Here is a 16,991-nt window from a genome sequence, read left to right as displayed (position 1 = left end):
CACGAGTGATAAAAGGCACATCCATGACCGTTAAGCCTGTCTTCGAGACCCCGTATGAACGCGCCGGCGTCATCACGCCCGGCCTGCCCATCCTGCCCCACGGGACGGAACGCCACCCCATCCCCGGCGGCGGCTCGCGCGCCGTGCCGATCTTTCGCGGCGACGAGATTTCCGTGCTGGATTTCCAGGGGCTTCAACCCGGCGAGATGGTGTTCTTCACCCCCGACGGCAAGTCCGACCCCGGCCGCCTTGGCGCCTCCAGCCATGGCCGCCCCGATGGCGTCCTGTCGGTGCTCGACAACGGCTCGGTCTCGGGCCGCCGCGTGGCCTCGGCGCTCGACCGTGCCGGGTTCAAGCTGGGAGATGCGCAATGCATCAAGGTGTTCTCCGAAGGCTCCCGCCCCGGCGAGATGGCCACGTTCCACGCCGACAGCGACGGCCTTTTGATCGTCGCCGCCCCTGGCGGGCCGATGGACCCGGGCACGCAGGCCCCGCCCACCGACCTGATCCTCTATATCCGCCGCGCCGATCCCGGCATCGCCAAGGGCGGGCACATGCCGCCCGACCCGCTGGCCGACCCTATCCACGACATCAACATCCAGCCGGGCCAGGCGAAATCCTATCACGTCCAGAAAGGCCAGTTCATCCAGGTGCTCGACGTTCAGGGCCGCGAATGCTCGGACTTTCAGGCGTTTTCCCTGCGCTCGCTCGACAAGGGCCTCGACCGCGAGATCGACCCGACCACGACGCGCACCCTGATGGGCTCGCTCTATCCGCAGCCGGGCATCTTCGCCAAGTACTGGAACGTCGACCAGGAACCGCTGGTCGAGATCGTGCAGGACACTTGCGGCCGCCACGACACGTTCGGCTTGGCCTGCACCGCCCGCTATTACGAGGAGCTGGGCTATCCCGGCCACGTCAACTGTTCCGAGAACATGAACCGCGACCTCGAACAATACGGCGTGCGCCCGCGCGCCGGCTGGCCCGCGATCAACTTCTTTTTCAACACCATGCTGGACGAAACCAACGCCATCGGCATGGACGACCCGTGGTCGCGCCCCGGCGATTATGTGCTTCTGCGGGCACTGACCGATCTGGTCTGCGTGTCCACCGCCTGTCCCTGCGACGTGGACGAGGCGAATGGCTGGAACCCCACCGATATCCAGGTCCGCACCTATGGCGAGACCAACAGCTTCAGCCGCTCCGTCGGCTACAGAAAATCAGCGGAGGCCCCTTTGGAACACACCAAGGAAACCGGATTTCACGAGTGTTTCGCCCGGCACACACGGGACTTTGTCGAGTATAACGGGTACTGGCTCCCGAATTCCTTCCCCTCGGTCGGCACAATCGGCGAATACTGGGCCTGCCGCGAGAAGGCGGCGATCATGGACCTGTCGCCCCTGCGTAAATACGAGGTCACCGGCCCCGACGCCGAGGAACTGATGCAGTACTGCGTGACCCGCAACGTCAAGAAGCTGGCCGTGGGTCAACTGGTCTATACCGCCATCTGCTATGAACACGGCGGCATGATCGACGACGGCACGCTCTTTCGCATGGGCGAAAACGCCTTCCGCTGGATCGGCGGCAACGACACGTCCGGCCTGTGGATTCGCGAACAGGCCGAGAAACTGGGCCTGAACGCCTGGGTGCGCAATTCCACCGATCAGCTGCATAACGTGGCCGTGCAGGGGCCTTTGTCGCGGGATATCCTGAAAGAGATCATCTGGACCGCGCCCGCCAACCCCACGCTTGAGGAACTGGGCATGTTCCGCTTCACCCCGGCGCGGCTGAACGATTTCGACGGCACCGCGATCGTCGTGGGCCGCGCGGGCTATTCCGGCGAGCTGGGCTACGAGATCTTCTGCCACCCCAAGGACGCCGAAGAGGTCTTCGACACGATCTGGAAAGTGGGCGAGCCGATGGGCCTGAAGCCCCTTGGATTGGCGGCGCTCGACATGATCCGGATCGAGGCCGGCCTGATCTTTGCAGGCAGTGAATTCGATGACCAGACCGACCCGTTCGAGGCCGGCATCGGTTTCGCCGTGCCGCTCAAGTCCAAGAACGACGATTTCATCGGGCGCGCCGCGCTGGAAGAACGCAAGGCGCATCCCCATCGCAAGATGGTCGGGCTGGAACTGGAAGGCGGCCGCGTGGCTAGCCCCGGCGATTGCGTCCGCATCGGCAAGGCGCAGGTGGGCGAGGTGACCTCCGCCGTGAAATCCCCCATCCTCGGCAAGAACATCGCGCTGGCCCGCGTGGACGTCACCCACGCCGAGCCGGGAACGGATATCGAGTTGGGCCAATTGGACGGGTTGCAGAAACGCCTCAAGGCCAGGGTCGTGCCCTATCCCCATTTCGACCCGACCAAGGAACGGGTGAAAGGCAATTACGGCTGATCGCTTTACTGTCATCCTCGGGCCTGACCCGAGGATCTCTTCTTTCGCACGTCCCGGGTTGGGCGGGGTTTCACCCCGCCACCGCCCGCCGGTGCCGGGATGAAATCCCGGCCTACACCCACGCCGTCCCGGGCCTGACCCGGGACCTCTTGCTCGTCCGCGATACCGCGTAGGGTGGGTAAAAACCCACGCGCCCCGCGCGCGCCCCGTTAACCACGCGAAACGCGAAATATCGCACCGTCGCGATACCACCCGGATACCGACGCGATACCGACGTCGCATTTTCGGCCAATTCGCCCCCTTAACCTTTTGATTCGCCTACGCAAACCGCCCCTGGCAGAACCACCCCGACGACATCGTCCCGCCATGGGCGTAATACAGCCACAACCGCTCCCCCCTGCCGGTGATCACCTGCCAGTAATCCCGGACCCCCGACCGCCAGTTCGGATCGTCCAGCCACCATTCCGGCGCGATCCGCTCCGGCCCCTTCGCCTCGGCCAACTCATGCGCCCGCCCGCGCCACCGGAAGGTGGCCGGCAAGTGCGGTGCGTCCGGGGCGTTGACCGGCTCCGGCGACCACATCAGCAGGGGGCGCGGAGTGGCGGGGCGGGGCCACTCAGTCGCCGGTTCCGACCAGGCGGCGGCCAGGATTTGTGACGTCTTTTCAGGGATGTGGCTGCTGGCCGGGTGCAGGCGGGTGATCGCCTCCAGCCCGATCCGCCCGCCGATCCGGCCAATCAGATCCTCCACGGCCGTATTCCGCGCCAGCCGGTCGCGCGCGGCCTGGGTCGCGTCCAGATGACCGGCGGCGGTGCGGTGCTGAACCGGCTCGCTCACGGCAGCCACCAGCCGCAAAGCGTCGATGCCGAAGCCCGCGTCGATCTCATCCAGCCGCATTGCCAGCAGGGGGCGGATGCGGTCGGGCTCGTCCGTCGCCCGCGCCAGCCCGGCCTCGATCCAGCCCATGGTGCCGTCGGCCCGCCACGCCTCCAGCCGGACCTTGCGCACCCCCTGTCCCTGGTCCGCCAGAAGCTGGCACAGTCGCGGCACCAGCCGGTCCAGCCCGGCCTGCAAATCGTCAATCAAACCAATGGGTTCTGGCAGGGTCAGCCGCGTCGCCAGCCGGGGCTTCACCCGCGCCGGAGAAACGGGTTCGGGCGCCGCTCCCACCGCCTGATCCATCCGCAAGAGCAGCCCCCGGCCAAAGCGCCGGGCCAGCGGCCCGCGGGGCTGGTTCAAGAGGTCGCCCACCTTGCGCAGGCCCAGCCGGTTGAGGGCCGCGACCTGGTCTTCCTCCAACCGCAGGGCAGCAATGGGCAAGGGCGACAGAAACGTGCGCGCCTGCCCGGGCGGCGCGATGGAAAACGGCATTGAATTTGAACGGCTTACGCCCGCCACGGGCGCGGCTCCCCCACGTTCCCAATGTCGCCGCTTGGCTGCCCGAGAGCGGGTCGCGCGGGCTTCCTGGTCGATGGCGTCACCACTGCGAACCGCGCCGGGTGTGGCCCCGGCATAGCGGGCCAAAGCCCAGGCCGCGCCCACGGTGCCGGCCAGCCCGCAACGCGTGGTCAGGTCTGAAAGTGACGCCTCTTCAATGGCTTGACGGATCATCGCCTCTTCCCCGCCGAAAAGATGCGCGCAGCCCGTGATGTCCAGTAGCAACGCATCGGGCGGCTGCGTCGCCACCCACGGGCTCAGCCGTTCGGCCCACCGCCCGAGGCTGGCCAGGAACGTGGCCTCCTGGTGCGGGTTTTGCAGTTTCGTGACCAGCGTCGCACACATCGCATGGGCATCGCGCAGGGGCTGACCCACGCGCAGCCCCGCCGCCTCGGCCGCACCCGACAGCGAGCACAGCACCTGCATCTGCCCGGTGTCGCGCACCACGGCAAAGGGCACGTCCACATCCAGCCCGGTCCGCCGCAGCAGCCGTTCGGCCCCCAGCCGGGGGAACCAGACAGAAAGGATACGCCGTTCGGGCATGGCAGCGGGACCGGATCAGCAGCAGATAATTGTTCTTGATTTGTTCCAAATTAGGGCGTCCCGGCACCGGAGTCGAGTCCGCAATGCCGTCCCAAGGCCCAAGACAGTTGACGCGGCCAGTGTCCCAAGGCTTAAACGGTGCATCATGGCCCAATCGCTCGATACTGTCTTCGCCGCACTGGCCGACCCGACCCGCCGCAGGATCCTGTCGATGCTGCTGGAGGATGACATGGCCGTGACGGACGTGGCGGAGCCGTTCGAGATGTCGCTGGCCGCGGTGTCGAAACACCTTGGCATCCTGACCCGCGCAGGCCTGATCAGCCAGGAACGGCGGGGCCGGGTGGTGTGGTGCAAGCTGGAGCCCGACGCCCTGCGCGACGCCAGCATCTGGATGCAAAGCTTCGGCCAGTTCGAGGCGGTGCACCTGGATGCGTTCGAGCAGTTCCTGGCGAAAGAGTTCCGCGATGATGGATGACGCGGCGCCGGGCGCGGCGCTGGATCCGCGCGTCTTGCCGCAGCCGCATGTCGAGACTGTGGAGCAGGCGCAGGTGGTCCCCATGTCGCAAGGCCGGGACCTGGCCTGTGGCGTGTTCCGTGCGGATGGCAGCTTTGCCGAGCAATCGCGCACACTCTATTCTGCCAATCGCTTTACCGCGCAGCCGGATATGCCGGGGGCGGCGGAGGTTTTGCCGGGGCGGCATCTCTTCATCGGCATCGGGCGGCATCATTTCGGGCATTTCCTGTTGGAATGCATCTCGCGGATGTGGCCGCTGGCCGAACGCAGCTATGACGGTCTGGTCCTGATCCCGATGCATGGCATTGATTTCGGGGCGGTTTTCGAGCGGCGGCTGAAGGCGTTCGTGGACCTCTTGAGCGACGGGGTGCCGGTGCATTTCGTGGAAACCCCGGTGCGGGTCGAGGTGCTGGACGTGCCGACGCAGGGCATGGGGCACCGCGACTGGATCACCGGCACGCCGGAATTTCGCCGCTTCATTCGCGGGCGGCTTCAGGCGGCGGTGACGCCCGAGGGGGACGAGAAAATCTACCTGTCGCGGTCCTTGCTGAAACGCCCGGGCCAGATGGTGGACCAGGAAGAGCGGATCGAGCGGCTGATGCACAAGGCGGGCTATACGATCCTGCACCCGCAGCGCCACAGTCTGCCGGAACAATGCGCCCATTATGCCGCCGCACGGCAGGTCGTGGGGCCCGATGGTTCGGCCTTTCACCTGGCGCCATTCATGCTGCAGCCCGGCACGAGGGTGGGCCTGATCCAGCGGCGCTGGCGGCAGGGGGCATTCGACGCGCTGGCCAATCAGATCGAGGCGTTCTGTGGTGTGGAACTGGTGAAAATGAACCCGCTGATCCGCCCGGACGACGGACAAGTGTCAGAAGAGGTGCCGCCACCCATGGATTATCGCCGCCTTGTGCGGAAGCTGGAGGCGGGTGGGTTTCTCTGACCAACAGGAGGACCCTTGCCATGAAGTCATCTGCCCTGACCCTGATGCTGGCCCTTTGGGCCGCCCCCGCCCTTGCCCAGAACGCCTGTGTCACGCCGCCGCCGGTGGGCGACCCTTGCATGGTGGGGCACTGGGTCGGAGAAAATACGGCCCCCGCGCGTATCCGCGCCGCCTTGCAGGGCATGGTGCCGGAGGACGTCATTCGCGACATCGCGGCAGGGGCCTCGCCGACCTTGGGAATTTCCATCTACGATGACGGGTTCTATCACACGCTCCCGTTTCACCAAGCCACGGAATTCACCGATACGTTCGTCGAGACCGGCGATGTCGTGGACGTCCGGCTGGACCTTGCCGCGCCGACGCAAGTGGGGTTCATCAACGGCGAATCCGGGCGGGTCACGTTCTGCGACGCAGGGTCCGCCCCGGCCATGTTTACGATGACGGCCAATGGTGATGTCATGACCGCACCGGTTGCGGGAGCGGAGCGGTATGAGCCGACGATCACCTATACCTGCCGTGGCGACACGATGGGCATGGATGTGCAACTGCCGGCGCCGATCGGCACGGTGCAGTATTTCCTGCGCAGGGTCCCAGAGGATGCGTTCGGCGAAGAGTTCCGGAGAGTTCGCGATGTGGCGCGGGACCTGGCCGAGTGACTATTCGTCCTTCAAGAGCAGCATCAGCGCCACGATGGTCAGCCCCACGCCCACGAGGATCATGCGTGGCGGCAGGCCGTGGCCAAGCGCGGCCTGCCAGCAGATCACCCACGTGGGCGTCAGGTAGGTATAGGCCATGACCTTGGCGCTGGGCAGGCGCAGCGAAGCGTATTGCAGCAGCACGAAGGTGATCGCCGTGGCCGCGACGGCGGTGTAGAGAATCGTGATCCAGACGATGGCGGGCAGGCCGGGCCAGTCGGTGTCGCGCATGTCGGACCAGCCCGCCAGCGCGATCAGCCCGGAGGCGGCGACCATGGCACCGAAGGAAAAGACGATGGGCCGCTCGCCCCGGTTCAGCTTGCGCACCAGCGGTGTATAGAAAGCGTGCGCGATGCAGCCGAAAAAGAAGATGACCTCGCCCCGGCCCATCTCGAACCGCATAAGCGCCTGAAGGTCGGCGTCGAAGATCACCCAGAGCGCCCCCGCCGCGCCGATGGCCAGCGCCACGCCCATGCGCGCGGTCATGACCTGCCGCAGAAGGATATAGCCGAACAGGCCGGACATGATGGGTGTCAGGGTAAAGACCGCCGCCGCACTGACCGGGGCGGCGGTTTTCAGGGCTTCGAACATCATCACGAAGTAAAGCCCCATCGACCCGCCCAGGAGCAGGTAGCGCCAGGGCGCCTGCCACGTGGCACGCGGGATGCCGACGGTGGCCCAGGCGGCGCTGCCCAGCAGGACCGAGGCCAGGATGAACCGTACGGCATTCAGCGCGGTGGGCGCGATATGCGGGGCGGCCATGGACCCAAGCGCGAAGGACCCGGCGATCAGCCCGGAAAAGGCCAGCATCGCGGCATGGCCGCGCAGCCGGTCGGTCATTCGACCTCCCAGGCCTTGGCGCGGTCCTTGAGGAAGCGCAGGAAGGCCTGCACCTTGGTGGTGCGGTGCAGGTCCATGTGGGTCACCAGCCAGATCGGCGCGGACCACTCGTCGCGCGCGGGCATGACCTCGGTCAGGTTGCCGAGCTGGTTGGCGAGGACCTTGCTGAGAAACCCGATGCCCGCACCGTGGGTGATCGCGCGGCGCTGAGCGTGCACGTCCTGGCTGCGGAAGATGATGCGCTCTTCGGGCGCTGTCTGCCGCAGCCACTGGTTGAAGGGCGCGCGGTTCTTCGGGTCATCGGCGCTGACGAACCAGTGCTGGTCGAACTCGTCCTCCGACGCGGGCAGGCCGTGCCGGTCGACATAAGATTGCGCGGCGTAAAGCGTGTGCGCCTGCTTGTAGAAAGGCTGTACCACGTTGTCGGGCTGATCCGGGGCGCGGCCCGCTCGGATGGCGACATGCGCCTCGCCGTATTCCAGGCGAAACAGGCGGTCGCCGGTCAGGTAGCGCAGGATGATGTCGGGATACTCCTGCCGAAACTCCGTCAGGACCGGCACCAGAAGGTGGCTGAACCCGCCCAGCGAGGTGATGACCAGCTCACCCGACACATCATTGCCTCGGCCCTTGATCCGGCCCGCGAGCTGGCTGAACTGGTCGTCGGTGGCTTGTGCGACGCGCAGCAAATCCTCTCCGGCCTCGGTGGTCGAATAGCCGCGGGCGTGGCGCTGAAAGAGCTTGACGCCCAGCCGCTCTTCGAGCGCGTCGATGTGGCGGATGACGGTGGCGTGGTGGACGCCAAGTGCCTCGGCGGCGCCGCTAACCGTTCCCACTCGCGCCACGTGAAAGGCGGTGCGGACTTCATCCCAGCTGTCCATGACGGGCCTCGCTTGCTTGTGCGAAATCAAACATTACTGGCCAGCCAGTATCAGCTGCGTTGAAAAAAGCGCAAGACAAGAATGATCGCGGGATGGGGCTTGCGATGAAAATCAGGCGCGGTGGCGCGTGATCAGCCGCACCAGAAGCGCACGATGGTATTGTCGCTGTCCAGATCGACGTTCAGCCGTTTGGGATTGTACTCCATCGTCACGATCCCGCCGGGCGGAATGATGCGCACGGGCTGGTCCAGCGTGGATTGATCGAAGGCGTCAAGCGGCTGGCCTACAAGGGCGGCATGGTCAGCCGCCATGCAGATATCGGGACCTTCCTCTTCGGCGCGCGAGGGCACGCCGTCGTCCGTCAGGTCCGGTCCGCAGGCAGTGAGGGTTGCCACGGTCAGGATCATCCACCAGCGCATCTGTCATACTCCTTCGCACAGTCAGCCGCAGCATTGGCGAAAGCACCCGCGCGACGCAAGCCCCGCGACGGTGTTTATGCAGGCAGTTACGGATGGGGGTCTACATGGCGTTCCTTGCGACAGGCCGTGGGAATCCGATGCGGGGCGATGGGCCTTTGCACAGAATTCTGTGCACCGCTGCACCTTGCATTGCCGTGGGGGCCGGTTAGCTTTTCGGCGAAAGCAAACCAAAACGAGAGCCCGTGATGACCGATGATACCTACACCCCGCCCGAAGTCTGGACCTGGGACGCCGAAAGCGGCGGCACCTTCGCCTCGACCAACCGGCCCATCGCCGGAGCCACCCATGACAAGGACCTGCCGGTGGGCGAGCATCCCTTCCAGCTTTACTCGATGGGCACGCCCAACGGGGTGAAGGTCACGGTCATGTTCGAGGAGCTTCTGGCCGCGGGTCATGACGCCGAGTACGACGCATGGCTCATCCGGATCGGCGATGGCGACCAGTTCGGCTCGGGTTTTGTCGAGGTGAACCCCAACTCCAAAATTCCGGCGATGGTGGACCGCTCGGGATCCGAGCCGATTGACGTGTTCGAATCCGGGTCGATCCTGATCCACCTAGCCGAGAAGTTCGGGGCGTTTCTGCCCAAGTCCGGCCCGCAGCGCACCGAGGTGATGAACTGGCTGATGTGGCAGATGGGCAGCGCGCCGTATCTGGGCGGCGGCTTCGGGCATTTCTATGCCTATGCGCCCGAGAAATACGAGTACCCGATCAACCGCTTCGCGATGGAGACCAAGCGGCAGCTGGACGTGCTGGACAAGCGGCTGGCGGATCGGCCCTATATCGCGGGGCAGGAGTACAGCATCGCCGACATGGCAATCTGGCCTTGGTACGGCAACCTGGCGTTGGGCCGGCAGTACAATGCCGGGAAGTTCCTGAGCGTGCACGAATACAAGAACGTCGTGGCATGGGCCGAAAAGATCCTGGACCGGCCCACCGTGCAGCGCGGTCGCATGGTGAACCGCACCATGGGCGAGCCGCACGAGCAGTTGTGGGAGCGTCACGACGCCTCGGACTTTGAGACCAAGACCCAGGACAAGATCGGCGACAAGGGCTGAGCGCCCACAATCGGCTTTCGCCGGAGGGGCGGATAGGGCAGGGTGCCCCTGAAAAGGAGTTGCCATGCCCGACCGTTCCAACCTGCTTGCCGTCCTGATCGACGCCGACAACGTTCCGTCGAAATATGCCGATGCCATCCTGAAGGAAGTCACCAGCTATGGCGAGCCGGGGCTGCGGCGGGTCTATGGCGACTGGTCCAGCCAACAGCTGAGCGGGTGGACAAAGACGGCGCAGAACCTTGGGCTGGTCCAGCACCAGCAGACCGCCAACACCAAGGGCAAGAACGCGTCGGATATCGGGCTGGTGATCGACGCGATGGATATCCTGCACGCCGGGCATTTCGACGGATTCGTTCTGGTGTCGTCGGACAGCGATTTTACCCGGCTGGCCAGCCGCATCCGCGAACAGGGCCTGACGGTGATCGGCATCGGCGAGGCCAAGGCGCCCGATGCGCTGAAGAACGCCTGCAATCGGTTCGTGGCGATCGAGAACATCTACCAGGAGGCCGGGCCGTCGGGGCGTACGAAGGTCAAGGTTGGGCTCGATTCGAAATCCGCGTCCAATGCCCGCAACCTGATCTTCGACGCGATGGAAAAGATCGACCAGGAAGGCGAGTGGTATCCTCTGGGCCGGATCGGTCAGCAGATCCAGGCGGACAAGCCGGATTTCGACACGCGGACCTATGGCGAGAAGAAGCTGAGCGATCTCGTGGGCAAGCTGAAGGTGTTCGAAACCAAGTCAGGGCCGGGCAACCAGATGCTGGTGCGCCGGGTCGACTAAGGCGTTTCCGGGTCAGTCTGAAACATGCATCGCTTTTTGCGTTTGAAAGTCAGCGAATAGCGATTCAAGGTTTCCCGGAAGCGCTCTAGAACGCGCCCATCTCCAGACCGGCGCCAATGGCTTGCCCCAGCTCGCGGCAGGGGGAAAGGTCCTCTTCCGACAGGTGTTTTTCGGCCAGGATCTGTTCCTGCGTCTGGGCATGGGTGCAGATGATGAAGGGCTCTTGCACCGCCTTCAGCCGCCAGCCCTGGGCGATGCGGGCGATCTGTTTCTGGGCGTTGGTGCCGTCGGACCCGGCACAGACCATCTGGGCATAGGGGCGCCCCTCGATCCGGCCCAACACGGGGTAATAGCAGCGGTCGAAGAAGTCCTTCATCATACCGGCGATGGCGGCCAGGTTTTCCGGCGCGCAGAAGATATAGCCATCGGCGCGCAGCAGATCGTCCGGCCCGGTCTCTTCGGCGGTCTGTAGCGTTGTTGTGGTTTCGTCCCGCGCGGCGTCTGCGGCGGCCTCCGCCATTTGGCGGCTGCCGCCGGTCTTGGAGTGATACACGATCAGAAGTTCGGCCATTGGCCCGAGGCCTAGTTCATCAGCCCGGCATGGCGCAAGCCGTCATCGACCATCGCCTTGGTCTCGTCGCTGAGGTCGGTCAGCGGCGAGCGCACCTCGTCACTGCACAGACCCAGCCGCGACAGGGCGTATTTCGCGCCCACGAGGCCAGGCTCGGTGAAGATCGCCTTGTGCAGCGGCATCAGCCGGTCCTGGATTTCCAGCGCCTTGGCGTAGTCGCCGGCTAGCGTGGCGTTCTGGACCTCGGCCACCATGCGGGGGGCGACGTTGCCGGTGACGGTGATCACGCCGACGCCGCCCTGGGCGTTGAAGCCGTGCGCGGTCGCGTCCTCGCCCGAGATCTGGCAGAAATCCTTGCCGCAGGTCATGCGCTGATGGCTGACGCGGGCCAGATCGCCGGTGGCGTCCTTGACGCCGACGATGCGCGGCAGCTTGGCCAGCTCGCCCATCGTGTCGGGCAGCATGTCCACCATGGACCGGCCGGGAATGTTGTAGATGATGATCGGCAGGTTGCAGCAATCGTGTAGCGCGGTGAAATGCGCGATCAGGCCACGCTGGGTGGGTTTGTTGTAATAGGGCGTCACCACCAGGGCTGCATCCGCGCCCACCTCTTCGGCGTGCTGGATGAAGCGGATCGATTCGAGCGTGTTGTTGCTGCCCGCGCCGGCGATCACCGGAATGCGGCCGTTGACGGCGCGCACCACTTCGGACACGACGGTTTCATGCTCGGTATGGCTGAGCGTGGGGCTTTCGCCGGTGGTGCCGACGGGCACGAGGCCGTGGCTGCCTTCGGCGATATGCCACTCCACAAGCTTCTTGAGCGTATCGAGATCCAGCTCGCCGTTCTTGAACGGCGTGACCAGGGCAGGAAATGATCCTTTGAACATGATACGCTCCTCTTTATGTCTTAGCCCCAAGGGCTGGTGGATGACCGCGGTGGAACACGCAATCGTGCCGCGGCGTTGCCCAGCTTGTGAATGGACGATCCGTCCCCTTGAAACTAGGCTGGCTGTGTCTATCGTCGCTGGCCCGGGAAAATGCAAGTGATGTTCAGCGTGCAAAGACTTGTCGTGGCCTTGATGGCCCTCCTGTGGCCATGGCTTGCCATGGCCCAGACTGAAGCCGTGAGCGAGGCGACTGCGTCCTCGGACGCCGGGGTCGACCCGGGCGCGGAAGAGACCGTCATGGTGGCGCCGGCGCCGCGTGTCCCGCCGCGCCCCTTGTCGAGTGCCTTCGATGCGATCCTGGCGGGGCGTTGGACGACCGCGATGCATCTGGCCGAGCGGGCGGGCCCCGGGGCGGTGACGTTGATCGAATGGCACCGGCTGCGGGCGGGCGAAGGCACGCCCTCCGACATCCTGACCTTTCTTGCCGACCACCCGGACTGGCCGGGACTGGATTACCTGCACAAGCAGGCCGAGGGCGCGATGATCGGCGCCAGCCCCGACGAGATCATTGCCTTTTACGAGGACCGAGTGCCGCAATCGGGCCTGGGCACGCTGTCCTATGCGCGTGCCCTGCAGGAGGCCGACCGGCCGGGCGATGCAGAGGTCGCGATGGTGTTGGCATGGCGGACGCTGGATTTGTCCACCGCAGAGCATGACGCCTTCATCCGGGCGCGACCGGAGCTGTTGGAACCCCATCACGCGGCACGGCTGGACATGGCCCTTTGGCGGGGCCTGCGGGACGTGCAGCAGATGCTGCCGCTGGTCGATGAGGCCACGCGCGATATCGCGCAGACCCGGTTGATGATCGAGGCCGATGCCGACGGCGCCGACAAGCGACTTGACCTGTTGCCCGAGGCGGCCCGCACGGATCCCCACATCGCCTACGCCCTGTTCAACCGCCACATTCGCAAGAACCGGGCCGATGACGCGATCAAGCTGATCCTTCGCCAAAGCCGTCTGGAAGGAAACGGGCTGGGGGATGCCGAGCGTTGGGCGGGCTGGCGGCGGGAACTGGCCCGGGACAGGATGCGCGACGGTGCCGCGCGCACGGCCTATGACCTGGCGTCGGTGCATGGTCTGGTCGAAGGATCGCATTTCGCGGACCTCGAGTGGCTGGCGGGCTTCATCGCGCTGACGGACCTCAACGATCCCGAGCTTGCGGTATTCCACTTCGAGCGGTTCATGGATGCGGTCGAGACGCCGATTTCGTTGGGCCGGGCCGGGTACTGGCTGGGCCGCGCTCAGGAGGCCGCCGGCAACGAGGCCGCGGCCGAGATCGCCTACGAGTTGGGCGCGCTGCACCAGACCAGCTTTTACGGGCTGCTCGCCGCCGAGCGGGGCGGCTTTCCGTTCGACCGGGCGCTTATGGGGCGTCAGAGCTTTCCCGACTGGCGCGAAGCGGAGTTCGCGCGGGGCGAAGTGTTCCAGGCCGGCGTTCTGGCGCTGGCCAACGGTCGGGTCTCGCTCGCCGAGCAGTTCTTCAAGCATCTGGCGGGCACACTTGACCTGGAGCCTCTGCGACAGCTGGGACAGGCGATGCACGATTTGGGCTCGCCGCACCTGCAGGTGATGGTGGGCAAGGCGGCGGCGCAACGGGGAATCACGCTGCCCGCCCCCTATTATCCGCTGCACCCGATGCATGAGCTCGACCTGCCGGTCCCGATGGAGCTGGCGCTTGCGATCGCCCGGCGCGAAAGCGAGTTCGACCAGAACGTCGCCAGCGGCGCGGGTGCGATGGGGCTGATGCAACTGATGCCCGGAACGGCGGCAGAAGTGGCGAGGCGATTGGGCGAAACCGGGCACACACGGTCCAGGGTGTTCGACGACTGGGCTTATAATGCCCGCCTTGGGTCTGCCTACCTGGCGCAGATGGCGGCACAGTTCGATGGCAACGTCATCATGATGTCGGCGGCCTACAACGCAGGGCCTGCACGGCCACCGAGCTGGATGACGCGGTTCGGCGACCCGCGTCAGGAGGGCGGGGACATCATCGACTGGATCGAGCATATCCCCTTCAACGAGACGCGGAATTACGTGATGCGCGTGGCCGAGAGCCTGCCGGTCTACCGGGCGCGGCTGGGCAAAGAACCGCACCCGGTGCCGTTTTCGCAGGAACTTGTCGGCAGCACGTTGAAGCCGACCGTGGATTGACCAAGGACGCCGCGCCGGCGGACAGCCGCCCGCACGGCGTGCCGCAATGGTCAGTGGTTGGAATGGTCCATGCTTTCGCCGTCTTCGGGGCGGGTTTCCACGTTGAACGTGACCTCGACCTCGCCCGCGTTCTCGAACACCAGCGTGGCGGGAATTTTCTGGCCTTCCTCAAGCTGCGACGAGAGGCCCATGAACATCACGTGATAGCCGCCCGGTGCCAGCTTGACCGTTTCACCGGCGGGGATGGGCAGGTTTTCGACATGCATCATCTTGGCGACGCCGTCGGTTTCCTCGGTCGTGTGGATCTCGACCTTGGGGAAATCGGCGCGCACCTCGAGCAGCACGTCGTCGGTCTCGCCGGTATTGGTGATCATCAGGAACCCCGCGCCGGTCTTGGCCATCTTCGGCGTTTCGAACGCCATAGGGTGCATGATTTCCAGATCGCCCACGGTGTAGTCATGCGCGGTGGCGATGCCGGCCGAGAGGATGAGGGCGGATGCGAGGGTAAGAAGGGTTTTCATGTCAGTCTCCTGTAAGCTGGCGACGCGGGTGAGAGGCCCGGTGCCAATTTTGCTATGGGAACGCGCCGGGCAGAGGCCCGCCTGCGTCGATTTTTTGGGGAATTGGAATGCGGGCGGTAGGCCCGCGCGGGATCAGGCCCGCATGGGCGGGGCGCGGGCGGCGTTCTGAACCGGTGCGCCGGGCACGGGCGGAGACGCGCCGGCCTGCGCGAGGGCGAGCGCGGATGGCACCTGAAGCGGTGTCGGCAGAGGCTGGTCCACGGCCAGGTCGAAGGCCGTCACGCCGAAGAACGGGCAGGGATCGGCCAGCAATCCGGTTTCGCCGTCGTTCTCCACCGGCAGGCCGGTTTCCATCGAGACATAGACGATCTGCCCGCCAGAGCAGAGCGCCATCACCCCCGGTTCCGGCGCGGCGAGGATCGTGGGCTGGGCCACGACGCGGATCGCGATGAACAGCGCCAAGACCAGCGTGAACGCCGCCTTGCAGATCGCTGTCATGTGTCGCGCCGAGCGCATGGATGAGACCCCTCGTCTTTCAGACGTTTGATACATGGTCGGCCTGCTGCGGGAAAGCCCGGTAAAATGCCGCACTAAAGCGTTTCCGGGGCAGTCTGAAGCATGCATCGCTTTTTGCGTCTCAAGAGGCAGTGAAAAGCGACTCAATGTGTCCCGGAAATGCTTTAGCCGCGCAGGCGCTGGCGCCAAAGGGTGAACAGCCCGGCGGCCACGATCAGCCCCGCGCCAAGGGCCACGTTGGTGCGGATCGTTTCGGAAAAGAAAAGGATGCCGATTGTGCTGGCGAAGACCAGTTGCAGGTAGGCGAAGGGCTGCACGGCGCTGGCCTCGGCCACCTCGTAGCACTTGATGAGCGTATAGTGCCCCGCCGCGCCGGTGACGCAAAGCGCGGCCATCCAGAGCCAGTTATAGGCCGACATCGGCTCCCAGAACCACAGGCCGACGGCGGTCATGGCGACTGAGCCCACGGTGCCGGTCCAGAAAAAGCTGGTGGCGGCGCTGTCGCGGCGGCCGACGTAACGGGTCAGCAGGCCGTAGAGTGCGAACATCAGAGCGGCGATCAGCGGCACGATCGCCTCGGGCTGGAACACGCCGAAACCCGGTTGCAGGATGATGATGACGCCGACGAAGCCCACTCCGATCGCCGCCCATCGGCGCCAGCCGACGCTTTCGCCCAGCACCGGGCCGGAGAGGGCGGCGATCAGCAGCGGGTAGCAGGCGAAGACGGCGTGGCTTTCGACCAGCCCCAATAGGGTAAAGCCGAAGATCATCACGCAGATCTCGGCCACCAGCAGCACGGCGCGAAAGCCCTGCACCAAAGGCTGATCGGTGCGGGCGGCGGCGCGAAGGCCGCCGGCGGTGCGGCTGGCCACGGTCATCACGAAGGCCGCGAAGAACCAATAGCGGATCATCACGATCATCAGCACGTTGTATTCCCGCGCGAGGTATTGCGAGATGCCGTCCTGCACCGCGAAGATGAAGGTCGTGGTCACCATCATCAGGATGCCGAGGCGGGTGTTCTGCTCTGCCATGGTCAGGTCTTTCTTGCGCGGGTCATGTGCCGCTTGCGCCCGTATCCCGGAACGCGCGCGACTTCAAACCCCGCCGCCTGCAATCCGCGCCGGACGAAGCCCGCCGCGGTATAGGTGGCCGCGGTGCCACCCGGTGCGGTGTGCCGGCCCACGTGGCGCATCAGGGCCTCTTCCCACAGCTCGGGGTTCTTGGCGGGGGAGAATCCGTCGAGGAACCAGGCGTCGGCCATTCCGTCCCAGCCGGGCAGTGTGTTGCGGGCGTCGCCCTCGATGATCTGGAGCCGGAAATCGGGGCTGGTCAGAGGCTCGATGAAGGGGCCGGCGCTTTCCAGTCCGAGCGCTTCGACCGGCAGGTCGGGAAAGACCTTGAGCGCGCGGGCGATCTGGGCAGGCTCCATGGGGAACGCCTCGAAGCTGGTGAAATGCAGGGTGCCGGGCACGCCCGCCGCACGCCATGCCTGAAGTGCGGTCAGGAAGTTGAGTCCGGTGCCGAATCCCAGTTCGGCCACGTGGAACCCATCACGGAACCGGGCGGGCAGGTCGTTGCCGCCCAGAAAGACGTGGCGCGTTTCGGCCAGGCCGTTTTCGAGGCTGAAATACGGGTCGTCGAACCGGGTGGAGACCGGCACATCGCCTTCGCGCCATTCCAGTTCTGCCTGCTGGCCCTGCATCGCGCCTTCCGGTAGTCAGGGA

General features: G+C 65.5%; 17 protein-coding genes. 7 read left to right on the top strand and 10 right to left on the bottom strand.

Translation table 11 applies throughout. The annotated features are described in order from the left end of the window. The first annotated feature begins 23 nt into the window (after nt 1-23). Nucleotides 24-2,396, top strand: a complete 2,373-nt coding sequence (locus ACQY4V_RS15315; RefSeq protein ID WP_428513106.1) for a DUF1989 domain-containing protein — start codon at nt 24-26, stop codon at nt 2,394-2,396. A gap of 318 nt (nt 2,397-2,714) precedes the next feature. On the opposite strand, the gene ACQY4V_RS15310 is transcribed toward ACQY4V_RS15315, so the two are convergent. Beyond that, nucleotides 2,715-4,376, bottom strand: a complete 1,662-nt coding sequence (locus tag ACQY4V_RS15310) for a DUF6504 family protein (protein WP_428513104.1) — start codon at nt 4,374-4,376, stop codon at nt 2,715-2,717. Nucleotides 4,377-4,521: 145 nt separating this feature from the next. On the opposite strand from ACQY4V_RS15310, the gene ACQY4V_RS15305 reads away from it, so the two are divergent. From ACQY4V_RS15305 to ACQY4V_RS15295, 3 genes are read left to right on the top strand one after another with little or no spacing between them, the layout of a single operon-like run. Continuing rightward, the gene (locus tag ACQY4V_RS15305; RefSeq protein ID WP_057793175.1) at nt 4,522-4,851 is read left to right on the top strand and encodes an ArsR/SmtB family transcription factor; all 330 of its coding nucleotides are present in this window, start codon (nt 4,522-4,524) and stop codon (nt 4,849-4,851) included. Then, nucleotides 4,841-5,833 (top strand): glycosyltransferase family 61 protein, encoded by a 993-nt coding sequence (locus ACQY4V_RS15300; protein ID WP_428513102.1) that lies wholly within the window; start codon nt 4,841-4,843, stop codon nt 5,831-5,833. The genes ACQY4V_RS15305 and ACQY4V_RS15300 overlap by 11 nt, the downstream gene beginning before the upstream one ends. 20 nt (nt 5,834-5,853) lie before the next feature. Further along, the gene (locus ACQY4V_RS15295) at nt 5,854-6,489 is read left to right on the top strand and encodes a hypothetical protein (protein WP_428513100.1); all 636 of its coding nucleotides are present in this window, start codon (nt 5,854-5,856) and stop codon (nt 6,487-6,489) included. Here ACQY4V_RS15295 and ACQY4V_RS15290 read toward each other — a convergent pair whose 3' ends face one another. The 3 genes from ACQY4V_RS15290 to ACQY4V_RS15280 form a co-directional block, all read right to left on the bottom strand. Further along, complete coding sequence (locus ACQY4V_RS15290; protein ID WP_428513098.1) at nt 6,490-7,368, bottom strand: DMT family transporter; 879 nt, start codon at nt 7,366-7,368, stop codon at nt 6,490-6,492. Further along, a complete protein-coding gene (locus ACQY4V_RS15285) occupies nt 7,365-8,246 on the bottom strand; it encodes a LysR family transcriptional regulator (RefSeq protein WP_222452193.1) in 882 nt (293 codons plus the stop codon). Before ACQY4V_RS15285 ends, ACQY4V_RS15290 begins: the two co-directional genes overlap by 4 nt. A gap of 131 nt (nt 8,247-8,377) precedes the next feature. Then, nucleotides 8,378-8,665 (bottom strand): I78 family peptidase inhibitor, encoded by a 288-nt coding sequence (locus ACQY4V_RS15280; protein WP_428513096.1) that lies wholly within the window; start codon nt 8,663-8,665, stop codon nt 8,378-8,380. Between the two features lie 245 nt (nt 8,666-8,910). Here ACQY4V_RS15280 and yghU point away from each other — a divergent pair, with 245 nt between their 5' ends. After that, entirely contained in the window at nt 8,911-9,780 is an 870-nt protein-coding gene (gene yghU / locus ACQY4V_RS15275) for a glutathione-dependent disulfide-bond oxidoreductase (protein WP_428513094.1), read from the top strand. A gap of 64 nt (nt 9,781-9,844) precedes the next feature. Then, on the top strand, nt 9,845-10,561 hold the full coding sequence (locus tag ACQY4V_RS15270; protein WP_428513092.1) for an NYN domain-containing protein: 717 nt from the start codon (nt 9,845-9,847) through the stop codon (nt 10,559-10,561). A gap of 85 nt (nt 10,562-10,646) precedes the next feature. Here the strand turns inward: ACQY4V_RS15270 and ACQY4V_RS15265 are convergent, their stop codons facing one another. Then, nucleotides 10,647-11,132, bottom strand: coding sequence for a flavodoxin family protein (locus ACQY4V_RS15265; protein ID WP_428513090.1), 486 nt, complete (start codon nt 11,130-11,132; stop codon nt 10,647-10,649). 11 nt (nt 11,133-11,143) lie between these two features. Then, nucleotides 11,144-12,019: a 4-hydroxy-tetrahydrodipicolinate synthase gene (gene dapA, locus ACQY4V_RS15260; RefSeq protein ID WP_057793155.1), complete on the bottom strand. Its 876-nt coding sequence runs from the start codon at nt 12,017-12,019 to the stop codon at nt 11,144-11,146. Between the two features lie 237 nt (nt 12,020-12,256). Between dapA and ACQY4V_RS15255 the strand changes: the two genes are divergently transcribed. Next, nucleotides 12,257-14,230 carry a lytic transglycosylase domain-containing protein gene (locus ACQY4V_RS15255; RefSeq protein ID WP_428513088.1) on the top strand — a complete coding sequence of 658 codons (1,974 nt, stop codon included), beginning with the start codon at nt 12,257-12,259 and terminating at the stop codon, nt 14,228-14,230. Between the two features lie 50 nt (nt 14,231-14,280). Here the strand turns inward: ACQY4V_RS15255 and ACQY4V_RS15250 are convergent, their stop codons facing one another. The 4 genes from ACQY4V_RS15250 to mnmD form a co-directional block, all read right to left on the bottom strand. After that, complete coding sequence (locus ACQY4V_RS15250; protein ID WP_428513086.1) at nt 14,281-14,751, bottom strand: copper chaperone PCu(A)C; 471 nt, start codon at nt 14,749-14,751, stop codon at nt 14,281-14,283. 132 nt (nt 14,752-14,883) lie between these two features. Beyond that, nucleotides 14,884-15,249 carry a hypothetical protein gene (locus ACQY4V_RS15245; RefSeq protein WP_428513084.1) on the bottom strand — a complete coding sequence of 122 codons (366 nt, stop codon included), beginning with the start codon at nt 15,247-15,249 and terminating at the stop codon, nt 14,884-14,886. Between the two features lie 182 nt (nt 15,250-15,431). Continuing rightward, nucleotides 15,432-16,298, bottom strand: coding sequence for a DMT family transporter (locus tag ACQY4V_RS15240; protein WP_428513082.1), 867 nt, complete (start codon nt 16,296-16,298; stop codon nt 15,432-15,434). Nucleotides 16,299-16,300: 2 nt separating this feature from the next. Continuing rightward, on the bottom strand, nt 16,301-16,969 hold the full coding sequence (gene mnmD / locus ACQY4V_RS15235; RefSeq protein ID WP_428513080.1) for a tRNA (5-methylaminomethyl-2-thiouridine)(34)-methyltransferase MnmD: 669 nt from the start codon (nt 16,967-16,969) through the stop codon (nt 16,301-16,303). Nucleotides 16,970-16,991: the final 22 nt, after the last annotated feature.

Origin of the sequence: Roseovarius sp., assembly GCF_965277045.1 — a bacterium.
Taxonomy (GTDB): Bacteria; Pseudomonadota; Alphaproteobacteria; order Rhodobacterales; family Rhodobacteraceae; genus Roseovarius.
This window is presented reverse-complemented; position numbering and strand designations above follow the sequence as displayed.